This is a genomic window from Pandoraea commovens (assembly GCF_902459615.1).
Taxonomy (GTDB): Bacteria; Pseudomonadota; Gammaproteobacteria; order Burkholderiales; family Burkholderiaceae; genus Pandoraea; species Pandoraea commovens.
Window position 1 is genome coordinate 1,316,969 of the sequence record NZ_CABPSA010000001.1, and the last position, 16,363, is coordinate 1,333,331.

Genomic DNA, 16,363 nt, shown 5'->3' on the forward strand with positions numbered 1-16,363 from the left:
CTCTCGAACCCTATGCAATTGCTTGAAGTCCCGCCGAAGAGTGGTTATTTGTGGCTGCGCCAGGGCATCTGGCTGTTCCGCAAGAATCCGCTCGCCATCATGAGCCTGCTGTTTGCCTATATGTTCGGCACGTTGGTGATCTCCTTCGTGCCGATCATCGGCGGGCCCGTTTTGCTCGTCCTGGTGCCCGGCCTGTCGGTGGGCTTCATGGCCGCTTGCCGCGACATCATCAAGAACAAGCAGGTGTTGCCGCAGGTGCTGCTCGACGGTTTTCGCGGACACGGCAAAGACATCGCCCGCCGTCTGCTGGTGCTGGGCGGGTATTACATGGCCGCAACCATCGCCGCCTACCTGATTTCGTCGCTGTTCAATGGCAGCGAACTGATCAACAACCTGCTGTTCGACGGCAACGTCAATCGCGACGAGATCATGAACGGCACCGCCGGATTGATCGCTGCCATCGCCTTCGCCATCGCGTACATCCCGGTGGCGATGTTGTTCTGGTTCGCGCCGGTGCTCGTAGCATGGCACGACATCACGCCCGTCAAGGCCATCTTCTTCAGTTGGACAGCCTGCACGCGAAACTTCCGCGCGTTCGTCGTCTACGCGCTGTGTGTGATGCTGCTCGCGGCGGCGGCATCGATGATTCTCACGATCATCATGGCCGTGCTGGGCGTCTTCCAATACGCCATTCTTCTGGTCTCGCCGTTGTCGCTGCTGTTCGCCGCCATCATCTACTGCTCGTTCTACGCCAGCTATCGCGGATGCTTCGGCGTGCAGGAGATCGGGGCGCTCGATCCGAACGTTTCGCCGCCGGAGGCTTGAAGCAGGCATCGGGCGACGTCGACAAAAGCAAAGGGCACCCGAAGGTGCCCTTTTTTATTGCAGTGCCAACGATCACTCGATCGGCTGAAGTTTCGCCACAGCCAGCGCCAGCCATTTCTCGCCATGACGGCCGAATTTCACATGCGCACGCGCTTCGTCGCCCGTGCCTTCCAGCCCGATGATCTTGCCTTCACCGAACTTGGTGTGGAACACGCCCTGTCCCAGCTTGAAGCCCGTCTCCGACGCGCGCGAGCGATCGGCCAGCGCCTTCTCAGACTTCGTTGCCGCCCATTCGTCCTTCGGCGCGCTGACTTGCGGGCGTGAGAACCAGTCGCGCCCCCAAGCCGGTTCGCTTTGACTCAGACGCGCCCCCGGCTGCGCACGCGGCGTGAGGAACTTCAGCACTTCCTCGGGGATTTCGTCGAAGAAGCGCGAGCGCACGTTGTAGCGCGTCTGACCATGCAGCATGCGGCTTTGCGTGAACGACAGGTACAGACGCTCCTTCGCGCGTGTGATCGCCACATACATCAGACGACGCTCTTCTTCGAGCCCGTCGAGTTCGAGCGCGCTATTTTCGTGCGGAAACAGCCCCTCTTCGAGACCGGTGACGAACACCGCCGTGAATTCCAGCCCCTTGGCTGCGTGCACCGTCATCAGTTGCACAGCGTCCTGGCCGGCTTCGGCCTGGTTGTCGCCCGCTTCGAGCGACGCGTGCGAAAGGAAGCCTGCCAGCGGAGTCATCTCCACCGGCGTATCGGCATCGACCACGCCATCGGGAGACGCCAGCACGTCGGGCGCGCCAGGCAGTGCGGGGCGCATCGCGATCAGACGCGCCGGTGCGTCCAGTCCATAGCCCTCTTCAGCGATGAAGGCCGTGGCGGCATGCACCAGTTCCTGCAAGTTCTCGATGCGATCCTGCCCTTCCTTCTCGGTCTGATAGTGCGTAATCAGGCCGCTCGCGTCGATGACATGCGTCACCACCTCCGGCAACGTGAGCCTCTCGGTGGCATGGCGCATCTGTTCGATCATGCGCACGAACGCCAGTAGATTGGTCCCGGCCTTGCCCGTCATATAAGGTACAGCCGCATACATGGAGCAGTTGTAGAGACGCGCCGCGTCGGCCAGTTGCTCCAGCGAACGTGCGCCAATCCCGCGCGTGGGGAAATTGACGACACGCACGAACGCCGTATCGTCGTTCGGATTTTCGATCAGACGCAGATACGCCAGCGCGTGCTTGACTTCCTGACGCTCGAAAAAGCGCAGGCCACCGTACACGCGATAGGCGATGCCCGCGCCGACCAGCGCATGCTCCATCACCCGCGACTGGGCGTTGCTGCGATACAGAATCGCCACGTCTTGTCGGGAAAGGCCTTGCGCGACCAGCGCCTTGATTTCCTCGACGAGCCAGCTGGCCTCTTGCAGATCGGTCGCCGCTTCATAGACGCGAATCGGCTCGCCATGGCCCGCGTCGGTGCGCAGATTCTTGCCCAGACGTCGCGCGTTGTTGGAAATCAGCGCGTTCGCGGCGTCGAGAATATTGCCGTGCGAGCGATAGTTCTGCTCCAGCTTGATCAGGTGACGAACGCGGAATTCACGCTCGAAGTCAGCCATATTACCGACGTTGGCACCACGAAACGCGTAGATACTCTGATCGTCGTCGCCCACAGCGAACACGGCGGCGTTTGTACCGGCGAGCATTTTCAGCCACGCATACTGGAGCTTGTTGGTGTCCTGGAACTCGTCGACGAGGATATGGCGGAAGCGCGACTGGTAATGCACGCGCAGCGGCTCGTTGTGCTTGAGCAGTTCGAAGCAGCGCAGCAGCAGTTCGGCAAAATCGACCACACCCTCGCGCTGGCATTGCTCCTGGTAGCTCGCGTACAGTTCGACGAACTTCTGATTGAACGCGTCGTTGGCCTCGACTTCATGCGGCCGCAGGCCCTGTTCCTTCGCGTTGTTGATGAAATATTGCAGGTTTTTCGGCGGAAATTTCTCATCGTCGACATTCGCTGCCTTCATCATCCGCTTGATGGCGGAGAGCTGATCGGACTGGTCGAGGATCTGGAAGCTCTGCGGCAGCCCAGCGTCGCGAAAATGCGCGCGCAGCATGCGGTTGCACAGCCCGTGGAAGGTGCCGATCCACATCGCACGCGTGCTGATCGGCAGCATCGCGCCAAGCCGGGCCTGCATTTCCTTGGCGGCCTTATTGGTAAAGGTCACCGCCAAAATGCCCGCCGGGCCGACGTGTCCCTGCTGGATTAGCCAGGCGATACGGGTCGTGAGCACGCGCGTCTTGCCGGAACCCGCGCCCGCGAGAATGAGGGCAGGCTCGTCGGGAAGCGTGACGGCGGCCAGTTGTTCGGGGTTCAGATTGGCGAGCAGATCGGGCATGTCGGGGAGGAATTTCGAGTGAAGCCCGATTATAAATCCTGCTGCGGCGCGGAAACGCCACCGAATCTTTTATAATTCAAGGTTTCACGCATTACACGGTCCATCAATCCATGAGCGACAGCGACAATACGCTTGCCAAGAGCTTCGAGCCGCAGGACGTCGAAGCCCACTGGGGCCCCGAATGGGAACGCCGCGGCTATGCCCGCCCGACCCTCGACGACGCCCGCGAAGATTTCAGCATCCAGTTGCCGCCGCCGAACGTCACCGGCACGCTGCACATGGGGCACGCGTTCAACCAGACGATCATGGATGGTCTGACGCGCTACCACCGCATGAAGGGCGCGAACACCCTGTGGGTGCCGGGCACCGACCATGCGGGCATCGCCACGCAGATCGTCGTCGAGCGTCAACTCGACGCCCAGAAGGTCTCGCGCCATGACCTCGGCCGCGAGAAGTTCACGGAACGCGTCTGGGAGTGGAAGGAGCAGTCGGGCAGCACGATCACGCGTCAGGTGCGCCGTCTCGGGGCTTCCATCGATTGGAGCCGCGAGTACTTCACGATGGACGAGAAGATGTCCAGCGCCGTGCGCGATGTGTTCGTCGCACTGTACGAGCAGGGTCTGATCTATCGCGGCAAGCGTCTCGTGAACTGGGAATCGACGCTGCTCACAGCCGTGTCCGATCTGGAAGTGGTCAGCGAGGAAGAAGAAGGCTCGCTGTGGCACATCCGCTACCCGCTCGCCGATGGCTCCGGCACGCTCACGGTCGCAACCACGCGTCCGGAAACGATGCTGGGCGACACCGCACTGATGGTGCACCCGGAAGACGAGCGCTACAAGCACCTGATCGGCAAGTCGGCCAAGCTGCCGCTCACGGACCGTGAAATCCCGATCATCGCCGACGACTACGTCGACCTCGAATTCGGTACGGGCGTGGTGAAAGTCACCCCGGCACACGATTTCAACGACTACGCTGTCGGTCAGCGCCATAACCTGCCGCAGATCAACATCCTCACGCTCGACGCGAAGATCAACGAAAACGCGCCCGTAAAGTACCAGGGGCTGGATCGTTTCGACGCGCGCAAGCAGATCGTCGCCGACCTCGACGCGCTGGGCCTGCTCGAATCGGTCAAGCCGCACAAGCTGATGGTGCCGCGCAGCGACCGCACGGGCACGGTCATCGAACCGATGCTCACGGACCAGTGGTTCGTCGCAATGAGCAAGCCAGCCCCCGAAGGCACGTTCCACCCCGGCAAGTCGATCACCGAAACTGCGCTCGACGTCGTGCGCAGCGGTGAGATCAAGTTCGTGCCGGAGAACTGGACGACGACCTACAACCAGTGGCTCGAGAACATTCAGGACTGGTGCATTTCCCGTCAGCTCTGGTGGGGCCATCAGATTCCGGCGTGGTACGACGACGCAGGCAACGTGTTCGTCGCCCGCACCGAAGCCGAAGCCATCGAGAAAGCGCGTGCCGCCGGCTCCACCGGTGCGCTCAAGCGCGACGAAGACGTGCTCGACACGTGGTTCTCGTCGGCGCTCGTGCCGTTCTCGTCGCTGGGCTGGCCGCAGGAAACCCCGGAACTGAAGCACTTCCTGCCGTCGTCGGTGCTCGTGACCGGCTTCGACATCATCTTCTTCTGGGTGGCGCGCATGGTCATGATGACCACGCACTTCACCGGCAAGGTGCCGTTCAAGACCGTGTACGTGCACGGCCTTGTGCGCGACGCCGAAGGCCAGAAGATGTCCAAGTCGAAGGGCAACACGCTCGATCCGATCGACATCGTCGACGGCGTGTCGCTCGACGCCCTGCTCGCCAAGCGCACCACGGGTCTGATGAACCCGAAGCAAGCCGCGACCATCGAGAAGAAGACCCGCAAGGAATTCCCGGAGGGCATCGCGCCGTTCGGCACCGACGCGCTGCGCTTCACGTTCGCATCGATGGCCACGCTTGGCCGCAACATCAACTTCGATCTCGCGCGCTGCGAAGGCTATCGCAACTTCTGCAACAAGCTGTGGAACGCCACGCGCTTCGTGCTGATGAACTGCGAAGGTCAGGATTGCGGTCTCGCGCCGTGCGTGGGCGATTGCGGCCCGGAGGGTCAGCTCGACTTCTCGCGCGCCGACCGCTGGATCGTCTCGTTGCTCCAGCGCGTGGAAGCCGACGTTGCGAAGGGCTTTGCCGACTACCGCTTCGACAACATCGCCAGCGCGATCTACAAATTCGTGTGGGACGAGTACTGCGACTGGTACGTCGAACTGGCCAAGTGGCAGATTCAGAACGGCACCCCGGCGCAACAGCGCGCCACGCGCCGCACGCTGCTGCGCGTGCTGGAAACGGTGCTGCGTCTTGCCCACCCGATCATTCCGTTCATCACCGAAGCCCTGTGGCAGAAGGTGGCCCCGCTGGCTGGCCGCTATCCGGCCGACAAGGCGCCGGGCGAAGCCAGTATCATGGTGCAGCCGTATCCGGTCGCCGATACCAGCAAGATCGACGAAAGCGACGAAGCCTGGATGCAGCAACTGAAGGCCGCCGTGGATGCATGCCGTAACCTGCGCGGCGAAATGAACCTGTCGCCGGCGCAACGCGTGCCGCTGCTGGTCGCGGGCGATGTGCCGTTCCTGACGTCGATTGCCCCGTATCTGCAAACGCTGGCGAAACTCTCGGAAGTGCAGGTGCTGGCCGACGAAGCCGCGCTCGACGCGCAGGCCGCCGGCGCGCCGCTCGCCGTGGTGGGTGCAAACAAGTTGGCATTGAAGGTCGAAATCGATGTTGCGGCCGAGCGCGAACGCCTCGGCAAGGAAGTGAAGCGCCTCGAAGGCGAGATCGCCAAATGCCACGGCAAGCTCTCCAACGAGAGTTTCGTGGCGCGCGCCCCAGCCAACGTTGTGGAACTTGAGAAGCAACGATTAGTCGACTTTGAAGCGGTACTCGGCAAATTGCAGGCACAACTCGCCCGCCTGCCCGCCTGAGACGCGCAATATTCATCAGGGAGATACTAATGAAAGCCATTGTGACCAAAGCCGTCTTCCCCGTTGCGGGGCTCGGCACCCGGTTTCTGCCGGCGACCAAGGCGAGCCCCAAGGAAATGCTGCCGGTCGTGGACAAGCCGCTGATTCAGTACGCCGTGGAAGAGGCGGCAGCGGCTGGCATCACCGAGATGATTTTCGTAACAGGCCGTAACAAGCGCGCCATCGAAGATCACTTCGATACGGCATTCGAACTCGAAGCCGAACTCGAAGCGAAGAACAAGCAGGCGCTGCTCGACGTCGTGCATTCGATCAAGCCGCCGCACATCGATTGCTTCTATGTGCGTCAGCCGAAAGCGCTGGGTCTGGGCCACGCTGTGCTGTGCGCCGAGAAGCTGGTGGGCGACGAGCCGTTCGCCGTCATCCTTGCCGACGACTTGCTCGACGGCCAGCCGCCGGTGCTCAAGCAGATGGTCGATCTGTACAACCAGTATCACAACTCGATCATCGGCGTAGAAGAGATCCCCATCGAGCAAAGCCGCTCGTACGGTATCGTCAAGGGCACGGACTGGGGCGAGAAGGCGATCGTCAAACTGACGGACATCGTCGAGAAGCCGGCGCCGGAAAATGCACCGTCGAATCTGGGCGTGGTTGGCCGTTATGTGCTGCGTCCGCGTATTTTCGACTGCATCCGCGAGATCGATCCGGGTTCGGGCGGCGAGATCCAACTGACGGACGCCATCCAGAAACTCATGCAGGACGAAGTCGTGCTCGCCTATCGCTACGACGGTAAGCGCTTCGATTGCGGCAGCAAGCTCGGTTATCTGAAGGCGACGGTGGAGTTCGCTCTGCGTCACCCGGAACTGAAGGACGCATTCCGCAAGTATCTGCAGGAAGATGTGCAGGGCGACCTGACCTGAGCGTCTGTCACCTGCGCAAATAAAAAAACCGACGGCATGTCCGTCGGTTTTTTTGTGTCTGCTGTACCGCTAGGGCGTTGGCATCGATGCAATCGACGCTGACGACACCCACCGTCAATCAGCGACGGCGCATCCAGAAGTGGAACGTCTTGCCATCTTCGCGCGTATCGAGCAGTTCGTTGCCGGTTTGCTTGGCGAAGGCGCTGAAATCGCGCCCCGAGCCCGGATCGGTGGCGATGATGTGCAGCACTTCGCCGCTTTGCATTTCCGCCAGCGCCTTCTTGGCACGCAGGATCGGCAGCGGGCAGTTCAGGCCGCTCGCGTCGACTTCTTTCTGGAATTCCATGCTCATGTCCCTCTCTTCGGTCTTGTTCGAATCTGTTGCGGAGTTGGCCCCGCAAATCGCGATTCTACCGTAGTCGTCGCCGAACGCTCCCGCCGACGCCCGTTTCAGCGCGTCGGCCCATCGGCGCATCCGTACGTCATCCAGCAATCGACATCCGCGCCGATTCGACGTATTCGACCGGCAGATTGCGCCGTCGTAGCCATTCGGCGACCGCGTGCCCGGTCCCTGCGCGCCACGGACGCACTTGATGCGGCGCGACGAGCCGGAACTCGGCCAGCTCCTCCGAGAGCTGAATATCACCGTCACAGACCGCGTGATACGCGATGATCAATTCGTTCTTGCGCATGAATTCGTAGACGCCGAGCAGTGAAATCGCATCGGCTTCCAGATTCGTCTCTTCCTTGATTTCGCGGCGAATGCCGTCTTCAGGGGTCTCGTCGCGCTCAAGAAAGCCGGTGATGAGCGCGAACATGCCTTCGGTCCACGCCGCATTGCGTGCCAGCAGAATCTGGCCACGGTATTCCACGAGCCCGGCCACGACCGGCAGCGGGTTGTCCCAGTGGACGAAACCACAGGCCGCGTCCGGACAGGCGCGGCGAATACGCCCGGCGACCTCGCGAGAATCGAGCGCAGAGGCACAGCGGGGACAAAAAATGAGTTCGTTCATGATCGTTCTTCAGCGAATCCGAACATATTAAATGAACTCATGACGCGCTGCATATTCGGCAAATTCCGAGACGCGTCCGGACCAAGCCCAAACAGGCCGTGGCGTATAATCGCCGAACGTCTTTCAATTTTCGATCACGGCCCCGTGACTGACATTCCACCGAACGTTCCGCCCGCGTCCGACACGCCACCTCAGTCGTCCTCGCCGTCTGCATCGCCCTCACCCGCTGCTCCTGCCACGTCGCCTAAATCGCTATCCACCCGGCTGACCCAACGTGGAGTGCGCCGCTCACGTCGTCTGTGGCACAACTATGGTGTGTTCTGGCTCGGCGCAGTGCTCGTCGGTCTGGTGTCGGTGGCCTACGCCAAGCTGGTGGACTTCGGATTCGAGCTATTCCAGCGCATGCTGACGCATGGCTTCTGGCTGCCGCTGATCGTCACCCCGCTCGGTGCCGCGCTGGCGATATGGCTGACGCAAAAGTTCTTCCGGGGTGCCGAGGGCAGTGGCATTCCCCAGGTGATCGCAACGCTTCAGGACTCGCGTTTGTCGAAATCGCTGCTGACGCTGCGCATCATGTTCGGCAAGATCGCGATCTCGTTTCTCGGCATTCTGTGCGGCTTCACGATCGGCCGCGAAGGCCCGACCGTGCAGATCGGCGCATCGCTGATGTACGCCATGCGACGCGGGTATCGCCGCAGCAGCGTGCACATCGAGCGTCAACTGACACTGGCCGGGGCAGCGGCAGGTCTGGCGGCAGCGTTCAACACGCCGCTCGCGGGCGTCGTGTTCGCCATCGAAGAGCTGAGCCGCAGCTTCGTCGCACGCAGCAGCGGCACACTCATTACCGCCATCATCTTCTCCGGCGTCGTGGCGCTCGGCCTGCAGGGCAACTATCTCTATTTCGGCCAGATCAAGGCCATCAGCGAATTCAACTGGGCACTCATCCCGGTGCTCATCGTCGCCAGTGTGCTGACGGGCGTGGCCGGGGGACTCTTCGGCTGGTTGATGCTTAACGTGCCGCGATGGATGCCCGCGCAACTGGTCAATTTGCGTCGCGCGCGCCCGGTGCGCTTCGCCTTCCTGTGCGGTCTGGCGATTGCGGTGATCGGCATTGTCTCAGGCGGCACCACGTTCGGCAGCGGCTACGCCGAAGCGCGGGGTTTGCTTGAGTCGCACGCGGCGCTCTCGCCGTTTTACGCCGTGCTGAAGTTTGCCGCGTTGTGCGTGTCGTATCTGTCTGGCATTCCCGGCGGGATCTTCGCACCGTCGCTGGCGATTGGTGCCGGGCTGGGGAATGTGATGGCGCACGTGACGTCCGTGATACCGCTGCCCGCGATGGCCGCGCTGTGTATGGTCGGCTATCTGGCGGCGGTGACGCAATCGCCGATTACGTCGTTTGTGATCGTCATGGAGATGATCGACGGCCATCAGATGGTGATTCCGCTCATGGCCGTCGCACTGCTGTCGACGCAGGTCTCGAAGACCATCGCGCCGTCGTTCTATCACACTTTGGCGCACCGCTTCCTGACGCCTACGGTGCCTGCGCCGCGTCAGGCTTGATCGAAACTGCTACGCCGTCACACTCAGCGCACGGATATCTGCAGCCAGACGTTCTACCGTCTCCACACGGGTATCCCACGCGCACATGAAGCGGCAGCCGCCTGCGCCGATGAACGTATAGAAGCGCCAGCCCTTCGCGCGTAGCGCTTCGATGACATGCGGCGGCAGTTCTGCGAACACGCCGTTGGCCTGCGTCTCGAACATGATCGATACGCCGGGAATGTCGCGGATGCGGCTCGCGAGCAACTGCGCCATCTCGTTCGCATGCCGTGCACGGCGCAGCCACGTGTCGTTCTCCAGCATGCCGAGCCACGGCGCGGAGATGAAACGCATCTTCGAGGCCAACTGCCCCGCCTGCTTCACGCGATAAGCAAAATCCTCTGCGAGCGAGCGGTTGAAGAACACCACCGCCTCGCCGACCGGCAAACCGTTCTTCGTGCCACCGAAACACAGCACGTCTACCCCCGCACGCCAGGTCACGTCGCCCGGATGGCAGCCGAGCGTCGCCACCGCGTTGGCAAAGCGTGCGCCGTCCATGTGCACGCGCAGGTTGCGGCGCTTGGCGACCGCCGAGATCGCTTTGACCTCATCGACCGAGTAGACGGTCCCGACCTCCGTCGCCTGCGTGAGCGTGACGACCTTGGGCTTCGGGAAGTGGATGTCCGAGCGGCGATTGATGACGGCCTCGACGGCGTCTGGCGTGAGCTTGCCGTTGTTTTCGCGACCACGTGCGGTGAGCAGCTTCGCGCCGTTGGAGAAGAACTCCGGACCACCGCACTCGTCCGTCTCGACGTGTGCCAGTTCGTGACAAATGACGGAGTGATAGGACTGCGACAGCGACGCCAGCGCAAGCGAGTTGGCCGCCGTGCCGTTGAAAACGAAGAAGACTTCGCAGTCCGTGTCGAAGAGTTGCCGGATGCCGTCGCACACGCGCTGCGTCCACGTATCGTCGCCATATGACACTTCGTGACCGCTGGCATTCGCCTCGACCAGATAGCGCATGGCCTCGGGGCAAATCCCCGCGTAGTTGTCGGACGCGAAGTGCTGCGGCGTTTGTGCCGCGTCGGTGGACGTGATCTCAGTATTCGAAACGGACGGAGCTTGCGACATGACGACCTCTTCAAGACAGCGGGAACGCCACACAACGCTCCCGCTTCAGACAGCCCGGTGACGGACACCGGCTTAACAGATTTGCGACTTCAGATTCGCGCGCTCACTCGGGGCGCGGATCCGACCAGAGCGTGCCTGCCGTAGACCAGTTTTCCGGCTTGATGTCGGTGATGATGATATCGACGGACCCCGGCGTGCAACCGATCGTCTCCACTGCGGCTTGCGTAACGGCTTTGACGAACGCGCGCTTTTGCTCGACGGTGCGCCCTTCGAACATCTCGACGTGAAACGTTGGCATTGCGATCAATCTCCTGATGTCGTTATTGGAACCGGCGGCGTAGCGCTGCCGGACGTTTCCGATGCCCTGCCCGAGCGCCGCAGACAACAAGTCCGTGCGCCCTCCATCGAACGGTCAATCGCGAAACGAGGCGTCTATTCTATCGAGTTTGCGCAGCAGCGCAGGCCATTCCAGCACGCCCTCGATCGCGCCGCCGTCTTCGAGCTGAATCGCCGTCTTGTCCTGCACCGCCGGACTCGGCAAATTCGGCGCAGCGCCGCCCGCCAGCGCCTGCAACTGGATCTCGCAGGCCTTGATGAGCGTCGCCATCAGCACGAAGGCTTCCGCCACCGTGCGGCCGACGGTCAGCGTGCCGTGATTACGCAGCAACATCGCGGGATGCACGCCAAGCGACGTCACCAGCCGCTCGCCCTCCGACGGTGAAAACGCCAGCCCTTCATAGTCGTGATATCCGATGCGCTCGTGAAAGCGCAGCGCATGCTGCGAAATCGGCAGCAGGCCATGCGGCTGAATGGATACGGCGATACCCGCCGTGTTGTGCAGATGCATGACGCAAACGGCATCCGGGCGCGCCGCGTGCACCGCTCCGTGCAGCGCAAACCCGGTCACGTTGACGGGGTGCGCGCTCTCGCCCACGATCTCGCCGTCCATCGTGATCTTCACGAGATTCGACGCCGTCACTTCGTCGAACGCCAGCCCGAACGGATTGATGAGGAAGTGCCCCGGCTCGCCCGGCACCATCGCGGAGATGTGCGTGTAGATGAGATCGTCCCAGCCGTTCAGCGCCACGAGGCGATAGCAGGCGGCAAGATCGATGCGCACCTGACGCTCTTCGTCGCTCATAACAGTGGCGGCCTTTCGGCCCGCCTTCAAGGTAAAAGACATACGCTTCTCTGAGGAAAGTCCGAAGATTCAAGCGAAGGCCTACCGGAGTTGTCGTATCAGGGCGCGCGTTCGAGCGAACGACGCCAGTCCCACACGAAACCGATAGCCCCGAGCGCCAGCACGCCGCTGGCACACAGCAATGCCGTCGTGAATCCGCCGGTCGCGGCGACGAGCGGCGCGGCCACCAGTGGGCCGACGATCTGCCCGATGCCATAGGATGCCGTCACCAGCCCGATCAGACCATTGGCATTGTCCCCACGCAAACGTCGGCACTCGCGCACCGCGTAGACCGTAATCGCCGTGAACGGCAGCCCCACGAGCACACTCCCCATCGCGAAGCCCACGACGTTCGGCAGCACGATGCCGATGCCCACCCCCAGCCCTTGCATGACGTAGCACACCGCGAGCAGCAAACGGTTATCCCACGCGAGCGGCGCGCGTGCCCCGATGATGGCTCCCGGAATCACCATCAGACCGAGCAGCGGGAAGAACAGGTCGGGCCACGGTGAGCCGGGCAATGCCTGACGCGCGATCACCGGCAGGAAGGTCGCCGTGATGATGTAGCCGAAGCCTGCGAAGCTGTACAGGATCGTGACGGGGATCACGCTCTCGCCGCTGCCGTGATTGATCGAGGGCGCGGCGGTGGCGGCCGTAGACTTGGCAGCGTCGGCCGACTTGGTCGCATCGACGGCCACGGGTACATCGGCCACGAACGTCCGCCAGATGACGGCCAGCAACCCCAGCGCGAGCACGCCGCACAGCAACCAGCCGCCGCGCGCAGGCCAGCCGAGCGCATCGTTCAGGCTCGCGAGCAAGCCCGTCACCACAATACCCGCGCCGGGCCCGGCAAAGATCACACCACCGAGACTCGGCATGCGCAGCTCGGCCAGTTTGCGAAAGCCCCACCCCGCCGAGAACACCATCGCCCATGCGCTCATCACGCCCGCGAGCGTGCGCACGATCGCCCACACGACGAACGATTCCATCAGCCCCATCGCCAACGTCAGCGCGACCGTGGCGGCGAGTGCGAAGCGAATGAGGAGCGTCGGCGTGAAGTGCAGCCACATGCACGACAACGCCCCGATGAAGTACCCCGCATAGTTCAGCGACGCGAGCCAACTGCCGTGCTGAATGTCGGTGAGATGCTCATGCAGCATGAGTGGCAGCATCGGCGTGAAAGCGAAGCGGCCGATCCCCATCGCAATCGACAAGGCGAGCATGCACGACAACGCGATGCGCCAGGCCGCGCGCTCCGGCGACGGTTGACGCAGCTTCGTGACACGGTCGGAATCGGCGAGAGTAGCTGGCATGGCGATGGCTGGCCCGCAGGCGAAAGAAGTTGACGTGAATCGTGGCAAATACTTTACATGCAAACCATTGCCGAAGGTGACGGTGCCCCTGCCCCCGGCAGGGCAATAGCGCGCGCCGACCGGCCTGAAATGCAAAACGCGCACCGAAGTGCGCGTTTTGATGAATCAGGCGTGAGTGAAACGAGAGATAACCCCCGTCATCGCCCCATTACAGCTTGCCAGCCACCCATGCCTGCACGCCAGCGAGCGCCTGCGGCAGTTGCGACGGGTCGGTACCACCGGCCTGCGCCATGTCCGGACGACCGCCGCCCTTGCCGCCGACCTGCTGAGCGACGAAGTTGACGAGTTCGCCCGCCTTGACCTTGGCCGTCGCGTCCGCCGTCACACCGGCGATCAGCGTGACCTTACCGCCTTCGACGGCAGCCAGCACAATAGCTGCGCTCTTCAGCTTGTCTTTGAGCTTGTCCATCGTCTCGCGCAGCGTCTTGGCGTCGGCGCCTTCGAGTTGCGCGGCCAGCACCTTCAGACCGCTCACGTCGACGGCCTTCTCGACCAGTTCATCGCCCTGGCTCGATGCCAGCTTTGACTTGAGCGCCGCCAGTTCCTTCTCCAGCGACTTGACCTGCTCCTGCACCTGCGCGATACGCGGGCTCAGTTCTGCAGGTTGCGTCTTGAGCGCGGCAGCTGCTTCGTTGATCTGGTCGTCGAGCGTCTGGACGAAGCGCACCGAGTTATCGCCGGTGATCGCTTCCACGCGACGGATACCGGCGGCCACGCCACCTTCCATCACGATCTTGAACAGGCCGATATCGCCCGTACGCGAGACGTGCGTACCGCCGCACAGTTCGCGCGATGTGCCGATGTCTAGCACGCGCACTTCGTCGCCGTACTTCTCGCCGAACAGCGCCATTGCGCCGCCCTTGACCGCGTCGTCGAACGACATCAGCGCGGCTTGCGTCGGCGCGTTCGCCAGCACTTCGGCGTTCACGATATCTTCCACGCGACGAATTTCGTCGGCCGTCATCGCAGCGTTATGCGCGAAGTCGAAGCGGGTCTTGTCGGCGTCGACAAGCGAGCCCTTCTGTTGCACGTGACCACCCAGCACTTCGCGCAAGGCCTTGTGCATCAGGTGAGTCGCCGAGTGGTTGCGCACGGTGCGCGCGCGACGCACGGCATCGACCTGCGCCGTTACCGCTTCACCGACCTTCAGCTCACCCGATTCCAGCGAACCGTAGTGACCGAACACGTCGGCCTGAATCTTCTGCGTGTCCGACACGCCGAAACGCGCAGCCCCGGCGACGATCAGACCCTGATCGCCCACCTGACCGCCCGACTCGGCGTAGAACGGCGTCGTGTCGAGCACAACGATGCCTTGCTGACCAGCAGTCATCTTGGCCACGCTGGTGCCGTCGACGTACAAAGCCGTGACCTTCGCGCCTTCGAGCGCGAGCTTGTCGTAGCCTTCGAAGCGCGTCTTGTCGCCCGTGTATTCGAGGGCGGTCGCCATCTTGAACTTGCCTGCGGCGCGCGCCTGCTCACGTTGACGCGCCATCGCGGCGTCGAAGCCTGCTTCGTCCACCGTGATGCTGCGCTCGCGGCAAACGTCCGCCGTCAGATCGAGCGGGAAGCCGTAGGTGTCGTGCAGCTTGAATGCCAGTTCGCCGTCGAGCGTGGTCACGCCCTTCTTGGCCAGATCGGCCAGCGCGCCTTCGAGAATTTCCATGCCGTTCTCGATGGTCTCGCCGAAGCGCTCTTCTTCCTGCTTGAGCACGTCGGTCACGCGCTGCTGCGCCTGCGCCAGTTCCGGATAGGCAACGCCCATCTCGGCGACCAGATCCGGCACGAGCTTGTAGAAGAACGGCTTCTTGCAGCCGAGCTTGTAACCGTGACGGATCGCGCGGCGGATGATACGGCGCAGCACGTAACCACGGCCTTCGTTACCCGGAATCACGCCGTCGACGATCAGGAACGAGCACGCACGGATGTGATCGGCGATCACCTTGAGCGAGTTCGCATTGAGGTCGGTCACGCCCGTCTCACGACCGGCGGCCTTGATCAGGTGCTGGAACAGGTCGATCTCGTAGTTGCTGTGAACGTGTTGCAGCACGGCCGCAATACGCTCCAGCCCCATGCCGGTGTCAACGCACGGCTTGGGCAGCGGCGTCATATTGCCCTGCTCGTCGCGGTTGAACTGCATGAACACGAGGTTCCAGATTTCGATGTAGCGGTCGCCGTCTTCTTCCGGCGATCCCGGCGGGCCACCCCACACGTCTTCACCGTGGTCGAAGAAGATTTCCGAGCACGGGCCGCACGGGCCGGTATCGGCCATCTGCCAGAAGTTATCCGAGGCGTAACGCGCGCCCTTGTTGTCGCCGATGCGGATGATGCGCTCGGCCGGCACGCCCACTTCCTTCGCCCAGATGTCGTAGGCCTCGTCGTCTTCCTTGTAGACGGTGACCCAGAGCTTTTCCTTCGGGAGCTTGTAGACGGTCGTCAGCAATTCCCACGCGTACTGAATCGCTTCGCGCTTGAAGTAATCGCCGAACGAGAAGTTGCCCAGCATTTCGAAGAACGTATGGTGACGGGCGGTATAGCCCACGTTTTCGAGGTCGTTGTGCTTACCGCCGGCGCGCACGCTGCGCTGGGCCGTGGTCGCGCGCGTGTACGGGCGCGATTCGAGTCCGAGGAAGACGTCCTTGAACTGCACCATGCCGGAGTTCGTGAACAGCAGCGTGGGGTCATTGGACGGCACGAGGCTCGACGAGCGCACGATGGTGTGCCCCTTCGACTCGAAGAAGTTTAGGAATTTTTCCCGAATGTCTGCGACTTTCATAGGCTGCGTGGAAGCGTGGGGACCGGGCAGGCAAAGCCTGGCGGGGTATTTTGCAAACTTTTGATTATACGGGAAATCGACCTCTCCACAGCGTCCCGCCGCTAACCGCAGTGCGAAACGGCGCTGGTCAGCCACCGCGCGTGCGCCGTAGACTCTCACTCACAAGTTCCGCATTGCAAAACAATGTTCCGCAACATGTTCGAGCCAACGATCGTTGACGAATCGACGTCGGTCAAACGAGGCCCCGGA

Annotated in this window: 12 protein-coding genes; 4 read left to right on the forward strand and 8 right to left on the reverse strand. The window is 62.5% G+C overall.

Annotated elements, in window-relative coordinates; genetic code table 11:
* The first annotated feature begins 12 nt into the window (after positions 1-12).
* On the forward strand, positions 13-825 hold the full coding sequence (locus PCO31010_RS05760; RefSeq protein ID WP_150663336.1) for a BPSS1780 family membrane protein: 813 nt from the start codon (positions 13-15) through the stop codon (positions 823-825).
* A 72-nt stretch (positions 826-897) separates the two neighbouring features.
* Here the strand turns inward: PCO31010_RS05760 and PCO31010_RS05765 are convergent, their stop codons facing one another.
* On the reverse strand, positions 898-3,216 hold the full coding sequence (locus tag PCO31010_RS05765; RefSeq protein ID WP_150663337.1) for a UvrD-helicase domain-containing protein: 2,319 nt from the start codon (positions 3,214-3,216) through the stop codon (positions 898-900).
* A 110-nt stretch (positions 3,217-3,326) separates the two neighbouring features.
* Between PCO31010_RS05765 and PCO31010_RS05770 the strand changes: the two genes are divergently transcribed.
* A complete protein-coding gene (locus PCO31010_RS05770) occupies positions 3,327-6,188 on the forward strand; it encodes a valine--tRNA ligase (RefSeq protein ID WP_150663338.1) in 2,862 nt (953 codons plus the stop codon).
* 29 nt (positions 6,189-6,217) lie between these two features.
* Complete coding sequence (galU, locus tag PCO31010_RS05775; RefSeq protein ID WP_039397316.1) at positions 6,218-7,105, forward strand: UTP--glucose-1-phosphate uridylyltransferase GalU; 888 nt, start codon at positions 6,218-6,220, stop codon at positions 7,103-7,105.
* Between the two features lie 118 nt (positions 7,106-7,223).
* Here the strand turns inward: galU and PCO31010_RS05780 are convergent, their stop codons facing one another.
* Positions 7,224-7,451, reverse strand: coding sequence for a sulfurtransferase TusA family protein (locus tag PCO31010_RS05780; RefSeq protein ID WP_039402727.1), 228 nt, complete (start codon positions 7,449-7,451; stop codon positions 7,224-7,226).
* Between the two features lie 136 nt (positions 7,452-7,587).
* Complete coding sequence (locus PCO31010_RS05785; RefSeq protein WP_150663339.1) at positions 7,588-8,118, reverse strand: NUDIX domain-containing protein; 531 nt, start codon at positions 8,116-8,118, stop codon at positions 7,588-7,590.
* Positions 8,119-8,382: 264 nt separating this feature from the next.
* On the opposite strand from PCO31010_RS05785, the gene PCO31010_RS05790 reads away from it, so the two are divergent.
* The gene (locus PCO31010_RS05790) at positions 8,383-9,678 is read left to right on the forward strand and encodes a chloride channel protein (RefSeq protein ID WP_150663529.1); all 1,296 of its coding nucleotides are present in this window, start codon (positions 8,383-8,385) and stop codon (positions 9,676-9,678) included.
* Between the two features lie 9 nt (positions 9,679-9,687).
* Here the strand turns inward: PCO31010_RS05790 and PCO31010_RS05795 are convergent, their stop codons facing one another.
* The 5 genes from PCO31010_RS05795 to alaS form a co-directional block, all read right to left on the reverse strand.
* The gene (locus PCO31010_RS05795) at positions 9,688-10,680 is read right to left on the reverse strand and encodes a threonine aldolase family protein (protein ID WP_246184480.1); all 993 of its coding nucleotides are present in this window, start codon (positions 10,678-10,680) and stop codon (positions 9,688-9,690) included.
* A 211-nt stretch (positions 10,681-10,891) separates the two neighbouring features.
* Positions 10,892-11,095: a 4-oxalocrotonate tautomerase gene (locus tag PCO31010_RS05800; RefSeq protein ID WP_425494998.1), complete on the reverse strand. Its 204-nt coding sequence runs from the start codon at positions 11,093-11,095 to the stop codon at positions 10,892-10,894.
* 105 nt (positions 11,096-11,200) lie between these two features.
* Complete coding sequence (locus PCO31010_RS05805; protein WP_150663341.1) at positions 11,201-11,971, reverse strand: class II aldolase/adducin family protein; 771 nt, start codon at positions 11,969-11,971, stop codon at positions 11,201-11,203.
* 56 nt (positions 11,972-12,027) lie between these two features.
* Positions 12,028-13,281: a YbfB/YjiJ family MFS transporter gene (locus PCO31010_RS05810; RefSeq protein ID WP_150663342.1), complete on the reverse strand. Its 1,254-nt coding sequence runs from the start codon at positions 13,279-13,281 to the stop codon at positions 12,028-12,030.
* A gap of 208 nt (positions 13,282-13,489) precedes the next feature.
* Complete coding sequence (gene alaS / locus PCO31010_RS05815) at positions 13,490-16,114, reverse strand: alanine--tRNA ligase (protein WP_150663343.1); 2,625 nt, start codon at positions 16,112-16,114, stop codon at positions 13,490-13,492.
* Between the last annotated feature and the right edge of the window lie 249 nt (positions 16,115-16,363).

Bases quoted from the DNA above. Each gene is read 5' to 3' on its own strand.
- PCO31010_RS05780 (WP_039402727.1), bottom strand. From the start codon at position 7,451: ATGGAATTCCAGAAAGAAGTCGACGCGAGCGGCCTGAACTGCCCGCTG.
- PCO31010_RS05760 (WP_150663336.1), top strand. From the start codon at position 13: ATGCAATTGCTTGAAGTCCCGCCGAAGAGTGGTTATTTGTGGCTGCGC.
- PCO31010_RS05795 (WP_246184480.1), bottom strand. From the start codon at position 10,680: ATGCGCTATCTGGTCGAGGCGAATGCCAGCGGTCACGAAGTGTCATAT.
- PCO31010_RS05805 (WP_150663341.1), bottom strand. From the start codon at position 11,971: ATGTCTTTTACCTTGAAGGCGGGCCGAAAGGCCGCCACTGTTATGAGC.
- PCO31010_RS05770 (WP_150663338.1), top strand. From the start codon at position 3,327: ATGAGCGACAGCGACAATACGCTTGCCAAGAGCTTCGAGCCGCAGGAC.
- alaS (WP_150663343.1), bottom strand. From the start codon at position 16,114: ATGAAAGTCGCAGACATTCGGGAAAAATTCCTAAACTTCTTCGAGTCG.
- galU (WP_039397316.1), top strand. From the start codon at position 6,218: ATGAAAGCCATTGTGACCAAAGCCGTCTTCCCCGTTGCGGGGCTCGGC.
- PCO31010_RS05765 (WP_150663337.1), bottom strand. From the start codon at position 3,216: ATGCCCGATCTGCTCGCCAATCTGAACCCCGAACAACTGGCCGCCGTC.
- PCO31010_RS05785 (WP_150663339.1), bottom strand. From the start codon at position 8,118: ATGAACGAACTCATTTTTTGTCCCCGCTGTGCCTCTGCGCTCGATTCT.
- PCO31010_RS05810 (WP_150663342.1), bottom strand. From the start codon at position 13,281: ATGCCAGCTACTCTCGCCGATTCCGACCGTGTCACGAAGCTGCGTCAA.